Source organism: Xanthobacter sp. DMC47 (assembly GCF_056313845.1).
The window spans coordinates 1,561,669-1,578,844 of sequence record NZ_JBQUZM010000001.1; the positions used below are offsets into that span (position 1 = coordinate 1,561,669).

General features: G+C 69.7%; 18 protein-coding genes. 7 read left to right on the forward strand and 11 right to left on the reverse strand.

The features are described 5' to 3' along the window. Positions 1-18: 18 nt before the first annotated feature. Genes ACT54R_RS07215 through ACT54R_RS07235 form a run of 5 tightly spaced genes read right to left on the reverse strand, consistent with a single transcriptional unit; the run spans position 19 to position 4,589 of the window. Positions 19-1,146 carry a thiolase family protein gene (locus ACT54R_RS07215; protein ID WP_476324927.1) on the reverse strand — a complete coding sequence of 376 codons (1,128 nt, stop codon included), beginning with the start codon at positions 1,144-1,146 and terminating at the stop codon, positions 19-21. Next, a complete protein-coding gene (locus ACT54R_RS07220) occupies positions 1,143-2,603 on the reverse strand; it encodes an AMP-binding protein (protein ID WP_476324929.1) in 1,461 nt (486 codons plus the stop codon). Before ACT54R_RS07220 ends, ACT54R_RS07215 begins: the two co-directional genes overlap by 4 nt. Beyond that, a complete protein-coding gene (locus tag ACT54R_RS07225; protein ID WP_476324931.1) occupies positions 2,600-3,175 on the reverse strand; it encodes a biotin transporter BioY in 576 nt (191 codons plus the stop codon). Before ACT54R_RS07225 ends, ACT54R_RS07220 begins: the two co-directional genes overlap by 4 nt. A gap of 14 nt (positions 3,176-3,189) precedes the next feature. Continuing rightward, complete coding sequence (locus ACT54R_RS07230) at positions 3,190-3,822, reverse strand: energy-coupling factor transporter transmembrane component T family protein (RefSeq protein WP_476324934.1); 633 nt, start codon at positions 3,820-3,822, stop codon at positions 3,190-3,192. Further along, a complete protein-coding gene (locus ACT54R_RS07235; protein ID WP_476324936.1) occupies positions 3,819-4,589 on the reverse strand; it encodes an energy-coupling factor ABC transporter ATP-binding protein in 771 nt (256 codons plus the stop codon). Before ACT54R_RS07235 ends, ACT54R_RS07230 begins: the two co-directional genes overlap by 4 nt. A 206-nt stretch (positions 4,590-4,795) precedes the next feature. On the opposite strand from ACT54R_RS07235, the gene ACT54R_RS07240 reads away from it, so the two are divergent. The 5 genes from ACT54R_RS07240 (at position 4,796) to denD (ending at position 10,051) form a co-directional block, all read left to right on the forward strand. Further along, a complete protein-coding gene (locus ACT54R_RS07240) occupies positions 4,796-6,646 on the forward strand; it encodes an IlvD/Edd family dehydratase (RefSeq protein ID WP_476324938.1) in 1,851 nt (616 codons plus the stop codon). A 99-nt stretch (positions 6,647-6,745) separates the two neighbouring features. Beyond that, positions 6,746-7,576 carry an isocitrate lyase/PEP mutase family protein gene (locus ACT54R_RS07245; protein WP_476324940.1) on the forward strand — a complete coding sequence of 277 codons (831 nt, stop codon included), beginning with the start codon at positions 6,746-6,748 and terminating at the stop codon, positions 7,574-7,576. Beyond that, a complete protein-coding gene (locus ACT54R_RS07250) occupies positions 7,576-8,277 on the forward strand; it encodes a GNAT family N-acetyltransferase (RefSeq protein WP_476324942.1) in 702 nt (233 codons plus the stop codon). Before ACT54R_RS07245 ends, ACT54R_RS07250 begins: the two co-directional genes overlap by 1 nt. 29 nt (positions 8,278-8,306) lie before the next feature. Then, complete coding sequence (locus ACT54R_RS07255; protein ID WP_476324944.1) at positions 8,307-9,053, forward strand: SDR family oxidoreductase; 747 nt, start codon at positions 8,307-8,309, stop codon at positions 9,051-9,053. Between the two features lie 20 nt (positions 9,054-9,073). Then, positions 9,074-10,051 carry a D-erythronate dehydrogenase gene (gene denD / locus ACT54R_RS07260; protein ID WP_476324946.1) on the forward strand — a complete coding sequence of 326 codons (978 nt, stop codon included), beginning with the start codon at positions 9,074-9,076 and terminating at the stop codon, positions 10,049-10,051. A gap of 144 nt (positions 10,052-10,195) precedes the next feature. On the opposite strand, the gene ACT54R_RS07265 is transcribed toward denD, so the two are convergent. After that, positions 10,196-10,654: an arsenate reductase/protein-tyrosine-phosphatase family protein gene (locus ACT54R_RS07265; protein ID WP_476324948.1), complete on the reverse strand. Its 459-nt coding sequence runs from the start codon at positions 10,652-10,654 to the stop codon at positions 10,196-10,198. Between the two features lie 263 nt (positions 10,655-10,917). On the opposite strand from ACT54R_RS07265, the gene ACT54R_RS07270 reads away from it, so the two are divergent. Beyond that, positions 10,918-11,607 carry a hypothetical protein gene (locus ACT54R_RS07270; RefSeq protein ID WP_476324950.1) on the forward strand — a complete coding sequence of 230 codons (690 nt, stop codon included), beginning with the start codon at positions 10,918-10,920 and terminating at the stop codon, positions 11,605-11,607. A 108-nt stretch (positions 11,608-11,715) separates the two neighbouring features. Here the strand turns inward: ACT54R_RS07270 and ACT54R_RS07275 are convergent, their stop codons facing one another. From ACT54R_RS07275 to ACT54R_RS07290, 4 genes are all read right to left on the reverse strand, one after another. Then, positions 11,716-12,318 carry an OmpA family protein gene (locus tag ACT54R_RS07275; RefSeq protein WP_476324952.1) on the reverse strand — a complete coding sequence of 201 codons (603 nt, stop codon included), beginning with the start codon at positions 12,316-12,318 and terminating at the stop codon, positions 11,716-11,718. Between the two features lie 13 nt (positions 12,319-12,331). Continuing rightward, entirely contained in the window at positions 12,332-12,772 is a 441-nt protein-coding gene (locus ACT54R_RS07280; RefSeq protein ID WP_476324954.1) for a hypothetical protein, read from the reverse strand. 93 nt (positions 12,773-12,865) lie between these two features. After that, positions 12,866-14,224, reverse strand: a complete 1,359-nt coding sequence (locus ACT54R_RS07285) for a multidrug effflux MFS transporter (RefSeq protein WP_476324956.1) — start codon at positions 14,222-14,224, stop codon at positions 12,866-12,868. Continuing rightward, positions 14,221-14,721, reverse strand: a complete 501-nt coding sequence (locus tag ACT54R_RS07290; RefSeq protein WP_476324958.1) for a MarR family winged helix-turn-helix transcriptional regulator — start codon at positions 14,719-14,721, stop codon at positions 14,221-14,223. Before ACT54R_RS07290 ends, ACT54R_RS07285 begins: the two co-directional genes overlap by 4 nt. A gap of 117 nt (positions 14,722-14,838) precedes the next feature. On the opposite strand from ACT54R_RS07290, the gene ACT54R_RS07295 reads away from it, so the two are divergent. Next, entirely contained in the window at positions 14,839-15,966 is a 1,128-nt protein-coding gene (locus ACT54R_RS07295) for a site-2 protease family protein (RefSeq protein WP_476324960.1), read from the forward strand. Positions 15,967-16,319: 353 nt separating this feature from the next. Here ACT54R_RS07295 and ACT54R_RS07300 read toward each other — a convergent pair whose 3' ends face one another. Further along, on the reverse strand, positions 16,320-17,024 hold the full coding sequence (locus ACT54R_RS07300) for an SDR family oxidoreductase (protein ID WP_168461533.1): 705 nt from the start codon (positions 17,022-17,024) through the stop codon (positions 16,320-16,322). Positions 17,025-17,176 lie beyond the last annotated feature (152 nt).

Sequence of the window (17,176 nt, forward strand, 5' to 3'; positions counted from 1 at the left end):
TTGCTCCGGAACCCGGGCTCAACGGTCGCACGCCGGGCCGGTTCCGTCCCGGTCTAGCATCAAGGCGGTGGCGATTCCCCCGGCGCCGGCGATGGCGCACAGCGCGCGGCCTGTCTCCATCGCTCTCAGCCGATGATAGCCCCGTACCGCCAGGATTGCACCCGACGCGCCGATGGGATGGCCCCGCGCCAGTGCGCCGCCCCCCGCATTGACCCGCGCCGGGTCGAGCCCGAGCCGCCGGATGGCGACGAGGGCCTGCGCCGCATAGGCCTCCATCAGCTCCACATGCTCGACGGAGGATGCGGCGATGCCCAGGCGGGCACACAGGGCCTCCACCGCCGCGATGGGGGAAAGCGCGGGCACCAGCGGGTCGCCGCCGCGCGCCAGGCTCCCGGCAATCGTCACGTCCCCCGCCTGCGACGGGCCGAGCAGCACGAGGCCGGCCGCATCCGCCTCCACCGCGATGGTGGCGGCGGTGATGCCATGGGCCGCATCACCCGCGAGCACGGGCAAGCGGGCCATGAGCGCCGGCGAGAGGCGCCGCGCGAAGGCATCGGTGGCAAGCCCGGCCACCGGCACGATCTCGCCCTCCGCCGCCGGCACCGCCAGCGCGCGGCGGTGGCTCTCGGCGGCGAAGGCCTCCTGCTCGGCGCGGGAGATGCCTTCTTCGGCCGCCATGACGGCGGCGGAGGCATCCAGGGGGACTTCGCGTTCCGGCCAGGGGGTGAAAGCCGGCTGGCGATAGAAATCCGGCGCGCCGTCCTTCTCCCGGGGCCGGTGCGCGCGCAGCGGCGCGGTGCTGAAACTCTCGCCGCCGCCCGCCAGCACATAGCGCGCCTCCCCCGCCGCGATGCGGGCTGCGCCGAGGCGGATGGCATCGAGGCCGGAGCAGCATTGGGTGTCGAGGGTGAGGGCGGGCACGTGCTCCGGCAGCCCCGCCGCAAGCCCGGCGACGCGGGCCATGTTGCCGCCGCCGGAGAGGGCATTGCCGAGGATCACCTCGTCCACGTCCTCCGGCTTCACCCCCGCCGCCTCCAGCACCGGGCCGATCAGCGCCGCCGCCAGAGCATGGGCCGGCACATCGCGAAAGGCACCGCCGCGCGGGGCGACGGCCGTGCGCTTCGCGGCGAGGAGCGCGACCCTCATGGCAGAAGCTCGCAATGCTCGGGCCACAGGCGGGCGATGGCGGGGAAGTCGGTCTTCCCCGTGGGTGTCATCGGCCAGTCGGTAACCTGCGCATAGAGGCGCGGCACCTTGAACAAGGGCAGGCGCGATTTGAGAAAAGCGATGAGGTCCGCGCGGGTGGGCGCCGCCCCTTCGGCGAGCGCGAGGAAGGCCACCAGCCGCTCGCCCCGCTTGCCGTCCGCCACCCCCAGCACGGCGGCGGCGGCGATGGCGGGGTGGGTCTCCAGCACCCGCTCCACTTCCTCGGGGAAGAGGTTCTTGCCCGAGGTCACGATCATCCGCCGCGACCGGCCCACGAGATGCAGGAAGCCCGCATCGTCGAGAAAGCCCATGTCGCCCACGCTCACCTCGTCGCCGCTCACATAAAGGTCCGGGCTGTCGCCGGTGGCATAGTCCATGAACAGGAAGGGGCTCGCCACGAACACCCGCCCCGTCCGCCCCGTCGGCAAGCGCCGCCCCGCCGCATCGCGGATGGCGAGGCGCACGCCGGCAAAGGCTCGGCCCACCGAGCCGGGCGGCACGTTTTCCGCCTCCTTCGCCACGGTGACGAAGGAGAGTTCGGAGGCACCGTAGAATTCCGCAAAGGCGGCATTGGGCATCAAGTGCGCGAGCATCTGCCGCCGCCCCGGCGGCCATTTGGCACCCGAGCAGAGCACGAGCCGCAGCCCCGGCAGGGTCTCGCCTTCGGCTGCGAGATAGTCCAGCAGCAGAGCGATCTGCGTCGGCACGCCGTAGAGCACAGTCGCGCCATGGGTCCGCGCCAGCTCGGCCGCGATGCGGGGGCGGAAGTGAGGGGCGAGCAGCACATGCGCCCCGGCATCGATGCCCCGCGCCAGCGCATAAAGGAAGAGCGAATGGGTGAGCGCGCCGGGGGCGAGAAGCACGTCAGCGGCGCCGATGCCGAATTCCACGGTGTCCGCATCGAAACTCGCGGTCCAGGAGCGGTGCGCGCGTCGATAGCCCTTGGGCAGGCCCGTGGAGCCGGAGGTGAAGCCCACATAAAAGGGCAGATCGGGATCGGGCTCGAGGGTCGCCCCCGCCGGCCCCGCGCCGATCGCCTCGGCGAGCCCCGCCGCGCCCTGCCCCGGCGCGAGGCGGATGTCGCCTGCCTTCGCGCTCACAATCAGGCCGGGCCGGACCCGCTCCAGCACCTCCCAGCGTTGGCTTTCCGGCCAACCGGGATCGAGGATCTGCGCCTCCCGCCCCGCGCGGGCGGCGGCGAGGAACAGGATGGCAAGGGCCGCCCCGTTGGGCAGGTCGAGCCCGATGCCGCCCGCCGGGGCCGCCGCGAATCGTGTCGCGCAGCGCGCGACCAACGCATCGAGGGCGGCGTACGTCAGCGTCTCGCCGGCGCAGGTGAGGGCTGGGGCATCGGGGCGCTCGGCCGCGTGGCGGGCGAGGTGGCGCGTGATCCTCACGGCCGGTGCGGCGCCGCGATCGACCAGTTGCGCAGGACCGTGGTGGCGAGCACGGCCGCGCCCACCGCCTTGATGAGGTCGCCCGGCACGAAGACGGACGCGCCGATGAGTGCCTTCAGGGGGCTGATATTGGCCATCACCGCTACCCCCGGGATGCCGAACGCATAGACGGTGAGGATGCCGCCGACGATGGCGGCGATGAGCGCCGTCGCCAAAGCCGGCAGGTTGCGGGCGGCGAGGCGCTCGGTGACGAGGCCGGTGACGAAGCCGCCGGCGATGTAGCCGATGAGGAAGCCCGCCGTCGGGCTCGCCAGCACCCCGAGGCCGCCGCGTCCGCCGGAGAGCAGCGGCGCGCCGAGCAGCACCACGAAGACGAACAGCCCCACCGCCGCCGCTCCGGCGCGGGCGCCGAGCAGCAGGCCGGCCAGCATCACCCCGAGGCTCTGGGCGGTGATGGGCACGCCGGCCGCGATGGGCAAATAGATGGGCGGCACGAAGCCGAGCGCGGCAATGAGGGCGGCGACGAGGGCGATGCGCACCAGCGTGCGCGTCTCGAAGATCTGGGTGTCCATGGGCCTGTCCCCTTTCAAATTCTGGGCTTGCGCACCGGCCGGGGCCGGCGTGGCGCGCCGAAGCCGCGGGCGTCGAGGGCTTCCGCCACCTGATCCGACATGACGAGCGCGCCGGAAAAGAAGGCACCGACGAGCGCCAGCCCCGGCCGGCACGGGCTGCGCGCCCGCCAGGCTTCCTCGCGGCCCCGCCAGGTGTCGAGCAGCACCGGCACGAAACGCAGCACCAGCGCCACTGCCAGCGCGAGGCGCTCGGGATCGAGCCCGAAGCGCCTCAGCGGACGCATGGGCAAGGCGAGCGCGTCCATCATGTCCTGCATGCGGGTGGAGAGGGTGACGAGATCGGCGAGCAGCACCATCACCGCGATACGCATCACGCTCGCCACAGCCACCTCGACGGACGCCGCCCAGACCTGCAGCGCGAAGATGATGACGAGCAGCGGCAGGAGGCTCCGCCACTGGGCAAGCCGCCGCAGCCCCGGCCGGCCGAAGCTGGAAAAGACGATGAGGACGGCGGCGAGCGCCATGGCGAGCAGCACCGGGCTGTCCAGCGGCACGATCAGCACGGAGAGCACCGCGAGCGCGATGAGCTTCACCCCGGCGGGCAGGCGATGCAGCAGGCTGCGGCCGGAGAGATAGCCGGCGATCACGGCAGCGCCCTCCCGACCTGTCGCGCCACGGCGATCTCGGCGCGGGCCCGCGCATCGGCCTCGTAGAGCGGAATCACGTCGGCCGGCGCGCCATCCGCCGCCACCTCACCGCCCCTCAGCCAGAGGACGCGATCAAAGCCCGCGAACAGGTCCACGTCGTGGCTCGCCATGACCAGCGTCACGTCGAGGGCGCCGAGGCGCGCGGCGAGGGTGAGGCGGGTGGTGAGGTCGAGGCTGGAGAAGGGTTCGTCCAGCAGCAGCACCGAGGGGCCGGCGGCCAGCGCCGAGAGGATGCAGACGAGTTGCTTCTGCCCCTCGGAGAGATCGGAGACCGCCCGCTCGCCCCAGCCGGCGCAGCCATGGCGGGCGAGCAGCCGGTCGGCGGCCGCATTGGCCTCGGCCTTGGGCGTCCCCTGCTGGATGGGGCCGAAGGCGACCTCCTCCCGCACCGAGGGGAAGATGATCTGGTGGTCCACGTTCTGGAACACGAAGCCCACCGTCGCCGGCAGCTTGCGGCGATCGCGGCGGGTGTCGAGCCCCTCCACCGTCACCGTGCCTGCATCCGGCAGGATCAGCCCGTTGAGCAGGCGCAGCAAAGTGGACTTGCCTGAGCCGTTATCCCCGATGAGGCCGATGCGCCGCTCGGACAAGGTGAGGTTCAGATTGGAGAAGACCGTCCGCGCCCCGCGCGTCACCTCGACCCCGGCAAGCCGCGCGAAGGGCGTGGCGACGGGGCGAATGTCGGCGGCGGCGGGCATCTCGCTCATGACCTCTCCTCGATAGCGTTCCTCCGATAAACGGTTCGCGCGGCGAGGCAAGAGCACCATAGGCATAGGCTGGCTCCCAAGGGTGCATTGCACACTGCGCGCCCGGGATTCCCGGATTGATTTCCGCGTCGGCCGGGCGCATAAATCCCGCCGATCAAATCGATTAAAATCCGGCGCACCCGAACGCTGGAACAGCGGAGAAAGCCATGTCCGGTCCTGCCGACCAGGGGAAAAACGGAACGATCGAGCGCAAGGGCGACCAGCCCGAGAAGCACGGCCTGAAGCTCCGGTCGCAGCTGTGGTTCGACAATCCGGACAATCCCGGCATGACCGCGCTCTATCTGGAGCGCTACCTCAATTTCGGCCTCACCCGCGAGGAATTGCAGTCCGGCAAGCCCATCATCGGCATCGCCCAGACCGGCTCGGACCTCTCCCCCTGCAACCGCCACCATCTGGACCTCGCCCACCGTGTGCGCGCGGGCATCGAGGCCATGGGCGGCGTGCCGTTCGAGTTTCCGGTGCATCCCATCCAGGAGACCGGCAAGCGGCCCACGGCTGCGCTGGACCGCAACCTTGCCTATCTCGGCCTCGTGGAAATCCTCTACGGCTACCCGCTCGACGGCGTGGTGCTGACCACCGGCTGCGACAAGACCACCCCGGCCTGCATCATGGCCGCCGCCACCGTGAACATCCCGGCCATCGTGCTTTCAGGTGGGCCGATGCTGAACGGCTGGTGGAAGGGCGAGCGCACCGGCTCCGGCACCGTGGTGTGGAAGAACCGCGAGCGCTTCGCCGCCGGCGAGATCGACTATGACGAGTTCATGGATGTGGTGGCCTCCTCTGCCCCGTCGGTGGGCCACTGCAACACCATGGGCACCGCCTCCACCATGAACGCGCTGGCGGAAGCGCTCGGCATGTCGCTCCCCGGCTGCGCCGCCATCCCCGCGCCCTATCGCGAGCGCGGGCAGATCGCCTACGACACCGGCAAGCGCATCGTGGACATGGTGTGGGAGGACCTGAAGCCCTCCCAGATCCTCACCCGCGAGGCGTTCGAGAACGCCATCCGCGTCAACAGCGCCATCGGCGGTTCCACCAACGCCCCCATCCACCTCAACGCCATCGCCCGCCATGTCGGCGTGCCGCTGAGCGTGGACGACTGGCAGAGCGTCGGCCACAAGATCCCGCTGCTGGTGAACCTCCAGCCGGCCGGCGAATATCTGGGCGAGGAATTCCACCGCGCCGGCGGCGTGCCGGCGGTGGTGGCGGAGCTGATCGAGCAGGGCAAGATCCACGAGGGCGCGCTCACCGTGAACGGGCGCACCATGGGCGAGAACTGCAAGGGCAAGCTCTCCTGGGACCGCGAGGTCATCAAGGCCTATGACGCGCCCCTGAAGGAGGATGCCGGGTTCATCGTGCTGCACGGCAACCTGTTCGACAATGCGGTGATGAAGACTTCGGTGATCTCCGAGGAGTTCCGCGCCCGCTTCCTCTCCAACCCCAATGACCCGGACGCCTTCGAGGGCCGCGCCGTGGTGTTCGACGGGCCGGAGGACTACCACCACCGCATCGACGACCCCTCGCTCGGGATCGACGAATACACCCTGCTCTTCATCCGCGGCACCGGCCCGCTGGGCTATCCCGGCGGCGCCGAGGTGGTGAACATGCAGCCGCCCGCCGCCCTGCTGAAGAAGGGCATCCATGCCTTGCCCTGCATCGGCGACGGCCGCCAGTCGGGCACCTCGGGCTCACCCTCGATCCTCAACGCCTCGCCGGAAGCGGCGGCAGGCGGAGGACTGGCGCTGCTCAAGACCGGCGACCGGGTGCGCATCGACCTCAACACTTGCACCGCCGACATCCTGATCTCGCCGGAGGAGCTGGCCCAGCGCCGCGCCGACTTGCAGGGCCACGGCGGCTACAAGGCGCCGGAGAGCCAGACGCCGTGGCAGGAAATCCAGCGCTCCATGGTCGCCCAGTTCGACGAGGGCATGGTGCTGAAGCCGGCGGTGAAATACCAGCACATCGCCCAGACCATGGGCGTGCCGCGCGACAACCACTGATCGCGATGCGGACGGGTGGACGGTCCTTTCCCGTCCGCCCGCCCCGGCTCTAATCTCCCACCCCGCCGCCACGCCCCGGCGGCGAACGGGATTGCCCTCATGACCTCGCCCACAGACAAGCGCCGCGCCTTCCGCTCGCTCCACGAAAGCGGCTGCTTCGTGCTGCCGAACCCGTGGGACGTGGGCACCACGCGCTATCTGGAGGCCGCTGGCTTCAAGGCGCTCGCCACCACCAGCGCCGGCTACGCTTTCTCCACCGGCCGTCCGGATGGCGCGGTGGGGAGGGACGAGATGCTGGCCCACATCGCCGATCTCGTCGCGGCCACCGCATTGCCCATGAATGCGGATTTCGAGGCGGGCTACGCGAGCGACCCGGCCGGCGTCGCCCAGAGCGTCACGTTGTGCGTCGCCACCGGCGTTGCCGGCCTCTCCATCGAAGATGCGACGGGGGATGCGGCTCGTCCGCTCTATGATCTGGACGAGGCCGCCGCCCGCGTGCGCGCGGCGCGCAGGGCCATCGACGCCACTGGCGCCGACGTGATCCTCACCGCCCGCGCGGAATGCTTCCTGGTGGGCCGGCCGGACCTCGGCGAGGTCATCACCCGCCTGAAAGCCTATGCGGCGGCGGGGGCGGACTGCCTCTATGCGCCGGGCATCCGCACGCGGGACGACATATCCGCCGTGGTGGAGGCCGTGGCGCCGCTGCCGGTGAACGTGCTGATGCCGGGCTCGACCGGGCTCGGTGTCGCCGATCTCGCGGGGCTCGGCGTGCGCCGCATCAGCGTGGGCAGCACCTTGAGCCGCGTCGCCTGGGGCGCCTTCATCGCTTCGGTGGAGGAAATCCGCGACACCGGCACGTTCGGCAAGTTCGTGGGCGCGGTGCCCTTCGGCGAGATCAACGGCTTCTTCCGCGCCGGGAGCGACCAGTGATGGCCGAAGATAATGCCATCCCCCTCGGCGCGCCCGTGGACACCGCCCCCGCTCGCCGGCCCGAGCCGACGACGCTGGAGGGCCGCCACGTCCGCCTCGTGCCGTTCGACGCGGCCAAGCATTGCGCCTCGCTCTTCACGCTCTCCCACGGGCCGGAGAAGGAGGCGCTCTGGGCCTATCTCTCCCCTGCCGCCTTTCCCGACGAAATCGCCTTTACCGCCTTCTACGGCGAGGCCGCGAAGAAGGCGGACCCGCTGCTCTTCGCCATCGAGGAAGCGGACAGCGGCCGGGCGGTGGGCCATGCCACCTATATGCGCATCGAACCGGCGCAAAAGGTGATCGAGGTGGGCAACATCCTCTACACCCCGGCGCTCCAGCGCACGCGGGGGGCGACGGAGGCCATGTATCTCATGGCCCGCCACGCCTTCGAGGACCTCGGCTATCGCCGCTACGAATGGAAGTGCAACGCGCTCAACGCCCCCTCCCGGCAGGCGGCGGCGCGGCTCGGCTTCACCTTCGAGGGGCTGTTTCGCCAGCACATGATCGTCAAGGGCCGCAACCGGGACACCGCCTGGTTCTCCCTGCTCGACACCGAATGGCCGCGCGCCAGGGCAGCCTTCGAGGCGTGGCTGGCGCCGGAAAATTTCGATGAAAACGGCCGCCAGCTCCGGCGGCTGGAGGACATTCGCGTCGGGCTGTGACCGCGCGCGACAATGAAAGAGGACAGACCATGGGTGGACGACTTCAGGGCAAGACCGCGCTGGTGACGGCGGCGGGACAGGGCATCGGCCGCGCCATCGCGGAAACCTTCGTGCGTGAGGGCGCGAGCGTGATCGCCACCGATCTCGACGCCGGCAAGCTGGCTGGCCTCGAGGGGGCGCAGACGCGGTCGCTGGATGTCCTCTCCACCGATGCCGTGACGGCGCTCGCCAAGGAGATCGGCCCCATCAATGTGCTGGTGAACGCCGCCGGCTATGTCCATCAGGGCACCATCTTCGAGACCAGCGAGAAGGACTGGGACTTCTCCTTCGACCTCAATGTGAAGTCCATGCACCGCACCATCTCGGCCTTCCTGCCGGGGATGCTGGAGACGGGCGCGGGGTCCATCGTCAACATTGCCTCGGCCGCCTCCTCCATCCGCGGCGTGCCGAACCGCTATGCCTATGGCACCACCAAGGCGGCGGTGATCGGCCTCACCAAGGCGGTGGCGGCGGATTTCATCCTGAAGGGGGTGCGCGCCAACGCCATCTGCCCCGGCACCATCCAGTCACCCTCGCTGGACGAGCGCATCGCCGCCGTCTCTGCCCAGACCGGCCGCTCGCTGGAACAGGTGCGGGCCGATTTCGTCGGCCGCCAGCCCATGGGGCGCCTCGGCACGCCTGAGGAAATCGCCGCGCTCGCCCTTTATCTCGCGTCCGATGAGAGCGCCTTCACCACGGGCCAAATCCACATCATCGACGGCGGCTGGGCACTCTGAGCGCGAGGGGATTTTCTGAAATGCACATTCTGGTCATCGGCGGCGCCGGCATGGTCGGCCGCAAGCTCATCGAGCGCCTCGCCCGCGACGGCCGCCTCGGCGGCAAACCCATCACCCGCATCACCGCCCACGATGTGGTGACGCCGAAGCCCCCCGAGGCGCCATTCCCCATCGACACCCGCGTCTCCGACCTCTCCGTGCCCGGCGAGGCGGCGGCGCTGGTGGCGGACCGGCCGGACGTGATCCTGCACCTCGCGGCCATCGTCTCCGGCGAGGCGGAAGCGGATTTCGAGAAGGGCTACCGCATCAATCTCGACGGCACGCGCCATCTTTTCGACGCCGTGCGGCTGATCGAGGGATACACGCCCCGCCTCGTCTTCACGTCATCCATCGCGGTGTTCGGCGCGCCCTTCCCGGAGGCGATCCCGGACGAGTATTTCCACACGCCGCTCACCTCCTACGGCACGCAGAAGGCCATGGGCGAGCTGCTGCTGGCGGACTATACGCGGCGCGGCTTCTTCGACGGCATCGGCATCCGCCTCCCCACCATCTGCGTGCGGCCCGGCCTGCCCAACAAGGCGGCCTCCGGCTTCTTCTCCGGCATCATCCGCGAGCCGCTTGCGGGCCAGGAGGCGATCCTCCCGGTCTCCGAGGACGTCATGCACTGGCACGCCTCGCCGCGCTCGGCGGTGGGCTTCCTCATCCATGCCGCGACCATCGACGGGGCGAAGGTGGGCACCCGCCGCAACCTCACCATGCCCGGCCTCGCCGTGACCGTGGGCGAGCAGATCGAAGCGCTGCGCAAGGTGGCCGGCGACAAGGCGGTGGCGCGCATCAAGAAGGTGCCGGACCCGGTGATCGAGACCATCGTCTCCGGCTGGCCGCGCAAGTTCGACGCCGCCCGCGCGACCGAGCTGGGCTTCAAGGCGGAAAGCTCCTTCGAGGAGATCATCCGCATCCACATCGAGGACGAACTCGGCGGCAAGATCGCCGACTGAGGCCGGCGTTGCGCGCGGGCGGTCCAAGCCCGCGCGGCGCTTGAGCAAAAGCCACGCCAAAAGCCCGCGCGGCGCCGGAGCGAAGGCCACGCGAAAAGCCCGCGCGGCGCCTGAGCGAAGGCAACGCGAATAACGCGCAAAACCTTACGCGGCAACCCCGGAGAGGCGGAGCGCGATGCGCTCCTCCAGCCGTGCGATGGCGGCGCCGATGTCCGGCAGCAGGCGGCGATAGGCGGAGCGGCGGGCCGGCGCCGGCAGGCTGCGGACGACCTCCGCGAGACCCCACGTCTCCAGTCGCAACAGTCCGAGGAAGGGCTGGCGGCGGATGGCCCGCCGGCTCGCCTCGCCCAGCGCCACCACCACGTCGAGACGCGGCGCGCCGGAGAGCAGGAACACCCCGGCCGGCTTGGCGGAAAGACCGTCGGCGGGAATGCCCTCCGCCTCCAGCGCGGCCACGAGGGCGGCATCGACGGGACCCGGCACCGCGGCGGCGGCGCTGAACGGGCGCAGGTCGGGATGACGGTGGAGCGCCACCGCTTCCGCCATCAGGCTGAGGGCCCCGTTGTCGGGGCACAGGAAGAGCACGGTCGGACGGCCGGGCATGCGAACCCCTTCATTTATAATAGAAATTTGCGAGCATTGCGCCCCCGCGCCCGCTTTTTGATTCGGCACCCTAGACGGAGGGTGGGACGAGGGTGTGACACCTTCGCGGGATACGCCGGAGGCCGCGCGCGGCGGCAGGGGAACGTCCTGATAAGACTGGCGTTAACCATTCCGAAAATTTTCCGGGGGATGGATCACATGCTGGCGAACGTCGTGATTCGACACGGAATTCGCGCCGGCGCGTAGAATTTCGGAGAAGAGTCATGGCCAAGAAGCCGGAAGTCACCAGTGACGCAGTGAGCAGCCTCGCCGCGAAGGCCCTTCGCGATCCGGGCAGCCTCACCCACGCGGAGATCAAGTCGCTCGCGGCTTCCGCTCTGACCCAGTCCCCCGACAAGCCCAAGCCTGCGGCGAAGACGGCTGCCAAGCCTGCAGCGAAGGCCGCCCCGAAGATCGCTGCCCCGAAGACCGCTGCCGCGAAGCCTGCGGCTGCGAAGGCGGCTCCGGCCAAGGCCAAGGCCGCGCCTAAGGCCCCCGCCAAGGCCGCGGCCCCGAAGGCTGCTGCCGTGAAGGCCGCGGCTCCCGCCAAGGCGGCGCCCAAGGCTGCCGCTCCCAAGGCTGCCGCTCCGAAGTCTGCCGCTCCCAAGGCGGCTGCGAAGTCCGAGGCGCCCAAGGCCGAGGCGAAGCCTGCCGAGGCGAAGGCTGCGGCTCCCAAGACCGCCGCCAAGGCTCCCAAAACCGCCACTGCCAAGACCGCCACTGCCAAGGCTGCTGCTCCCAAGGCCGCTGCCCCGAAGGCTCCGAAGGCCGCCCCTGCGCCCAAGACCCCGGCCCCGAAGGCCGCCCGCGCCAAGTCGGCGGCCGTGAAGACGGCTCCCGCTCCGGCCGCCAAGGCGCCGGCCAAGGCCGCGCCGAAGGCCGCCGCCAAGCCGTCCCGCGCCAAGAAGTCCTGAAAACGGAAGGCCTTCCAAAGAGAAGGCCTGACAGGTCCGCAGAGACAGGAACGCCGCCGTCGGGGATGCCCGGCGGCGGCGTTCTTTCGTTGAGGCTACCGCAGGCAATCAGGGAGCGAGGACACCCGTGCTCCCGAGATTGAAGATCTGGACGCGCCGGTTGATGGCGGCGTGCGGATTCTTCGCGTCCTGCAGGTTTTCCTCGCCGAGGCCCACGGCCTGGAGCCGGCGCGGGTCGACGCGGAAGGTGGTGGCGAGGGCCTGCATCACCGCGTCGGCGCGTTCCTGGCTCAGCTTGAGATTATGCTCGCGCGTGCCGGTGGTGTCCGTATTGCCCACCACAAGGAACTTGTAGCCCAGCAGGATGGGGTTGTGCATGGCATCGGCGATGGACCCGAGCGTCCGGTAGGACGAGGGCTTGATCATCGCGGAATTGAGATCGAACTCGATCTCCACGTTGATCTGCGCCAGCTGATCGAGCTGGATGGCCAGCGGCGGGCGGCTCTCGGGCGGGCCCGTGTACTTCATGTGCGCCACGGCAAGGCCGCGCAGGGCCTCGGCGGACACGGTCGGCACATCGGCGACGCTGGCCTGCAGACCCTGGACGATCTGGGCGTTGGAGGTGGCGACCTGCGCCGAGGCCGGGCCGGCAAGCACCGGCATGAGCAGAGCTGCCGACAGCAGTAGGGCGGAGCGCATCTGGATCTTCATGGGTCCCTCCCCCTCACTGCTCATTGTAGCCGGCGTTGATGAGGGCGCTCGTGCAGGCGCGGCTCACCACCTTCGAGGCCTCGAGCAGGCACGAGACGATGTTGCCATCGCCGGGCACCATGCCGGGGCAGTACTGGGCGCGGTCGCGGTCGCAGACCTTGTAGACCTGCTGCTGCGCAGCAGCGCGCGCCTCGGTCATCTGGCGGATGCCCTCGTGGTTGGCCGCACAGGCGGGAGAAAGGCGTCCCACATTCTGGCTGAGACAGTTGTAGATGCCGCCGTTGCCGAGGTTCTGGCCACGGCAGAGCTTCATGATGTCTTCGCCGCAGTGCTGCGCCAGGAGGCCGGCGGCCTGCGCGTAGCTCATGGTCTGCGCCTGCGCCCCCGCGCTGTGGCCGACCGTTCCTGCCCCGAGCGCAATCAGCGCCGCGAGGGCCAGTCCCCGAAGTTTCATGTGTCCCCCCCATCGCCCGGAATCGCGGGCCGGAGGGAATTGACCATTCAAGCTCCCGCTTGGTCAACCAGCGGGGGCGCGGCCGTGGCGCGATCAGGACGCCCGGCGGTGGTAGGTTCCTGCTTCGATCTCGTCTCCCGCGGCGCCCACGAGCCCGAGCGGATCCGCGGCGAGTTCCAGATCGGGCGCGAGGTCCGAGCCCTGCGGCTCGGCCTCCACCGGCGCGACCACGGGTGACCGGCGCGGGGCGAGGGCGAGGTGGAAGGCGAGCGCGGCCACGGCCATGGCCGGCACCAGCACCGTCATGGCCATCAGCGGCGAGGGCAGCAGCGCCGAGATGGAGGTGCCGAGAAAGCCGCTGCCGATCTGCAGGAAGCCGGTGAGCGCGGAGGCAGCGCCGGCGATGGAGCCGAAGCCGGCCAGCGCGCTGGTGGTGCAGCCGGGCAGCAGCAGGGCGCAGCCGCAGGCCCAGAAGGAGATGGGCAGCATCACACTGAGCGTCGAGAGCGCCATCACATGCGGCCCCACCGCCATGGCCACCGCGCCAGTGAGCACCAGCAGCAGGCCGGGCAGGATGAGCTGCTGCGCCTTGAAGCGGTTCAGCAGCGGGCGGGCGATGAGGGTGCCCAGCATGAAGGCGCCGGTCTGCATCATCATGGCGAGGCCGAAACGGGTGGGCGAGAGACCCACCCGGTCGATGAGCACGAAGGGCAGCGCCGCCGCCAGCGTATAGATACCGCCCAGCGCGGAGCCGGCGGTGAGTGCGGCACGCATGAAGCCGCGGTCGGTCAGGAGGCGGCGATAGCTCACCGCGACCGCACGGGGCGCGGCGAGGCGCGGGTCCGGCGCGCGGTTGGTCTCCGGCACGCGCAGCAGCAGCACCGACATGAGGGTGAGACCGAAGCCCGTCATGGCCACGAACACCGAATACCAGCCGAAGGCGCCCAGCAGAAAACCGCCAATGGTGGGCGAAATGGCCGGACCGATGGCGAGGATCGTCCCGATGAGGTTCATCACCCGCGCCGAGGCCTGCCCCGTATATTGGTCGCGCACCAGCGCACGGGATAGGGCGATGCCCGCCGCCGCGCCGATGCCCTGCAGGATGCGCCCGGCCACCAGCCAGCCGATGGTCGGCGCCAGCATGGCGACCACCGCGCCCGACAGATAAATCCCGAAGAAGCCGAGCGCCACCGGCCGCCGGCCGTAGGCGTCGGACAGCGGGCCGCAGATGAGCTGCGAGACGGCGAAGCCGAAGAAGAAGACGGTGAGGGTGAGCTTCACCGTGGCAATCGAGGTGCCGAACACCTCCACCAGCGTCGGCAAGGCCGGCGTGTAGAGGGAGAGGCTGACCGGGCCGAGCATGACCATCATGCCGCCGATGATCGACACCTCGCGCTCGGTCATGAGCGGCTTGGGCGACGCGGCGGCCTCCGCCGGATGGGACGCGCTCACCGCCGCGCCTCCCTGGTCCGGGTCTCGCGCGGGGCGGCCTCGCGGGTGGCACAGTCGCGGGCGAGATTGCCGCGGATGCGGTCGAGAAAATCGCGCAGCTGTGCGCGCTCCTGATCCGAGAAGCCGCGCGTCGCCTCCTCTCGCGCCCGCGCCGCCGCCTGCTCGATGCCATCCAGATAGGGCCGCGCCGCATCCGTGAGCACGACGATCTTGGCGCGCCGGTCGGTAGGGTCGGTCTCGCGCACCACCAGCCCCAGGCCTTCGAGGCGATCGAGGAAGCCCACCAGCGTCATCGGCTCCACGCTCATCTTCTCGGCGAGCGCCGACTGGCGCAGGCCCGGGTTGATGTTGATGTGGGCCAGCGCCCGCGCCTCGCCGATGGTCAGGCCGAGGCCGGCGCCATCGAAGGCGCGGTCGATGCGGGCGCGATAGAGGCGCGCGGAATCCACCAGCAGGAAGCCGAGTGGGGGCGTGGCGGGAGACGGGGGCGATCTCATAAGGTCAATATATAATAAGCTTTCCTTACTATCAAGCCTTGACCGGCCTGACACATGTCATTGCGCGCCCACTCCGACGCGCTATGTGTGGGGCGACATCCCTCAGGGAGACTTGCGATGCCTTGGTCCGTAACCATCGGCCGCCTCGGCGAGACCGCCATCCGCATCCACGTGACGTTCCTCCTGTTCCTTGTGTGGATCTGGGCGGCCTATTACCGGTCCGGCGGGTCGCAGGCGGCGTGGGAGGGCGTGCTGTTCGTGGCGCTGCTGTTCTTCTGCGTGCTGCTGCACGAGCTGGGGCACGTGGTCGCCGCCCGCCGCTATGGAGTGAAGACGCCGGACATCACGCTCTGGCCGTTCGGGGGCATCGCCAATCTGGAGCGCATCCCGGAGAAACCCTCGCAGGAGCTGGTGGTGGCCATCGCCGGGCCGGCGGTCAACGTGGTGATCGCCCTCGTGCTGCTGGTGGTGCTCAGCTTCACCCTCACGGGCGGCGACCTCAAGGCGGAGGATCTGGCGAAGATCGAGGACCCCGGCACGTCCATGCTGGTCAAGCTCGCCGGCGCCAACATCTTCCTCGTGCTGTTCAACCTGATCCCCGCCTTCCCCATGGACGGCGGGCGGGTGCTGCGCGCGTTGCTCGCCATGAAGATGGGCTTTGCCCGGGCCACGGCGCTCGCCGCCTCCATCGGCCAGGGTCTCGCCATCGGCCTCGGGCTTCTCGGCATCTTCACCAACCCGATGCTGATGATCATCGGCGTCTTCGTCTTCCTCGCCGCCTCCGGTGAGGCCGGTCAGGTGCAGCTCAAGGAAGCCTCGCGCGGGCATATCGTGGCGGACGCCATGATTACCCACTTTGAAACGCTAGGGCCGCAGGCCACCGTCGACGACGCGGCGGAGGCGCTCATCCGCTCCACCCAGAAGGAATTTCCGGTGGTGGACGGCGCCGGCCATCTGCGCGGCGTGCTCACCCGCGACGCCATGATCCGGGCGCTGAAGGAACAGGGGCCGTCCACACCCGTCATCGAGGTGATGCAGCACGACATCCCGACCGTGGAGGCGCGCTCCCGCCTCGATGCGGCGCTGAAGCTCATCACCAGCGCCCAGGCCCCCGCCGTCGGCGTCCTCGACACCGCCGGCGGCCGCCTCGTGGGCCTGCTCACGCCGGAGAATGTCGGGGAGCTGATGATGATCCACGTGGCGCGCGATGCGCGGGCCGAGAGGACCAAGGGATCGATTGGATGATTTGCCGGGATCATGCGGGATGGGGCGGGAAAGCGGGCCGATATTCCGACACGCCCCTTGATCGCATGTTCCGCAACGGCGATAACGCTATGGTTGCATCGACAAGGTTGGGGGCGAGAATGGGCCGGATAGGGCGAATGGTGATCGTGGTCGCAATGCTGGCCGCCATCGGTGGGTGCCAGCTTTCCAACCCCCACATGATCGTGACGCCCCACGACCGGCCGTCGGGACCATTCCCACAACCGTAAACTGACTGTGCGGTTTTCCGGCTCACCGCTTCCCAAGCCGGATGCGCCCCCGCGCTGACGAGCGGCACCGGGGCGCATCACCAAGCATTCAGAAGGGCGCCCCGCTCACACCGAGCGCATCAGCCCGCCGTCCACCTTCAAATTCTGACCGGTGATGTAGCCCGCGCCCTCGGAGGCGAGGAACGCCACGGTGGCGGCGATCTCGGCGCTGGTGCCGTAGCGGCCCATGGGCACGCCGGCGCGGCGCTCGTCGGTCTGCGGCAGGCTGTCGATCCAGCCCGGCAGCACGTTGTTCATGCGCACGTTGTCGGCGGCATAGGTGTCGGCGAAGATCTTGGTGTAGGCGGCGAGCCCGGCGCGGAACACGGCCGAAGTGGGGAACATGGCCGCCGGCTCGAACGCCCAGGCGGTGGAGATGTTGACGATCGCCCCGCCCTTCTGCGCCACCATGACGGGGGTGACGAGCCGCACCGAGCGGATCACGTTCATGAGATAGACGTCGAGGCCCTGGTGCCACTGCTCGTCGGTGATGGCGGTGATGGTGTCGCGCGGACCGTGGCCCGCGCTGTTCACCAGAACGTCGATGCGGCCCCATCGCGCCATCACCTGATCCACGAACCGCGCGATGTCCTCAGCCTTCTGGTTGGAGCCGGTCACGCCGAGGCCGCCGAGCTCCGCCGCCAGCGCCTCGCCCTTGCCGGACGAGGAGAGGATGGCCACCGCATAGCCATCCGCCGCAAGGCGCCGCGCGCACGCCGCACCCATGCCCGAACCGCCCGCGGTGACGACGGCGACCTTGACCTCTGCCATGTTCATATTCTCCTTTTGGCGCATATCGCACCGTTCGATCACGGGAATGGCAGAAACGGCCACGTATAGGAAGGCGCTTTGAGTTAACTCGCTGGTCTAATGCTCAAGTCTCCTCTATAGCCACGCTAGTTGCACTGCGAAGAGGAGCTGCT

Coding starts and splice junctions, on each gene's coding strand:
- ACT54R_RS07215 (WP_476324927.1), bottom strand. CDS start 1,146: ATGAGGGTCGCGCTCCTCGCCGCGAAGCGCACGGCCGTCGCCCCGCGC.
- ACT54R_RS07225 (WP_476324931.1), bottom strand. CDS start 3,175: ATGGACACCCAGATCTTCGAGACGCGCACGCTGGTGCGCATCGCCCTC.
- ACT54R_RS07235 (WP_476324936.1), bottom strand. CDS start 4,589: ATGAGCGAGATGCCCGCCGCCGCCGACATTCGCCCCGTCGCCACGCCC.
- ACT54R_RS07240 (WP_476324938.1), top strand. CDS start 4,796: ATGTCCGGTCCTGCCGACCAGGGGAAAAACGGAACGATCGAGCGCAAG.
- ACT54R_RS07245 (WP_476324940.1), top strand. CDS start 6,746: ATGACCTCGCCCACAGACAAGCGCCGCGCCTTCCGCTCGCTCCACGAA.
- ACT54R_RS07250 (WP_476324942.1), top strand. CDS start 7,576: ATGGCCGAAGATAATGCCATCCCCCTCGGCGCGCCCGTGGACACCGCC.
- ACT54R_RS07255 (WP_476324944.1), top strand. CDS start 8,307: ATGGGTGGACGACTTCAGGGCAAGACCGCGCTGGTGACGGCGGCGGGA.
- denD (WP_476324946.1), top strand. CDS start 9,074: ATGCACATTCTGGTCATCGGCGGCGCCGGCATGGTCGGCCGCAAGCTC.
- ACT54R_RS07265 (WP_476324948.1), bottom strand. CDS start 10,654: ATGCCCGGCCGTCCGACCGTGCTCTTCCTGTGCCCCGACAACGGGGCC.
- ACT54R_RS07270 (WP_476324950.1), top strand. CDS start 10,918: ATGGCCAAGAAGCCGGAAGTCACCAGTGACGCAGTGAGCAGCCTCGCC.
- ACT54R_RS07275 (WP_476324952.1), bottom strand. CDS start 12,318: ATGAAGATCCAGATGCGCTCCGCCCTACTGCTGTCGGCAGCTCTGCTC.
- ACT54R_RS07280 (WP_476324954.1), bottom strand. CDS start 12,772: ATGAAACTTCGGGGACTGGCCCTCGCGGCGCTGATTGCGCTCGGGGCA.
- ACT54R_RS07290 (WP_476324958.1), bottom strand. CDS start 14,721: ATGAGATCGCCCCCGTCTCCCGCCACGCCCCCACTCGGCTTCCTGCTG.
- ACT54R_RS07295 (WP_476324960.1), top strand. CDS start 14,839: ATGCCTTGGTCCGTAACCATCGGCCGCCTCGGCGAGACCGCCATCCGC.
- ACT54R_RS07300 (WP_168461533.1), bottom strand. CDS start 17,024: ATGGCAGAGGTCAAGGTCGCCGTCGTCACCGCGGGCGGTTCGGGCATG.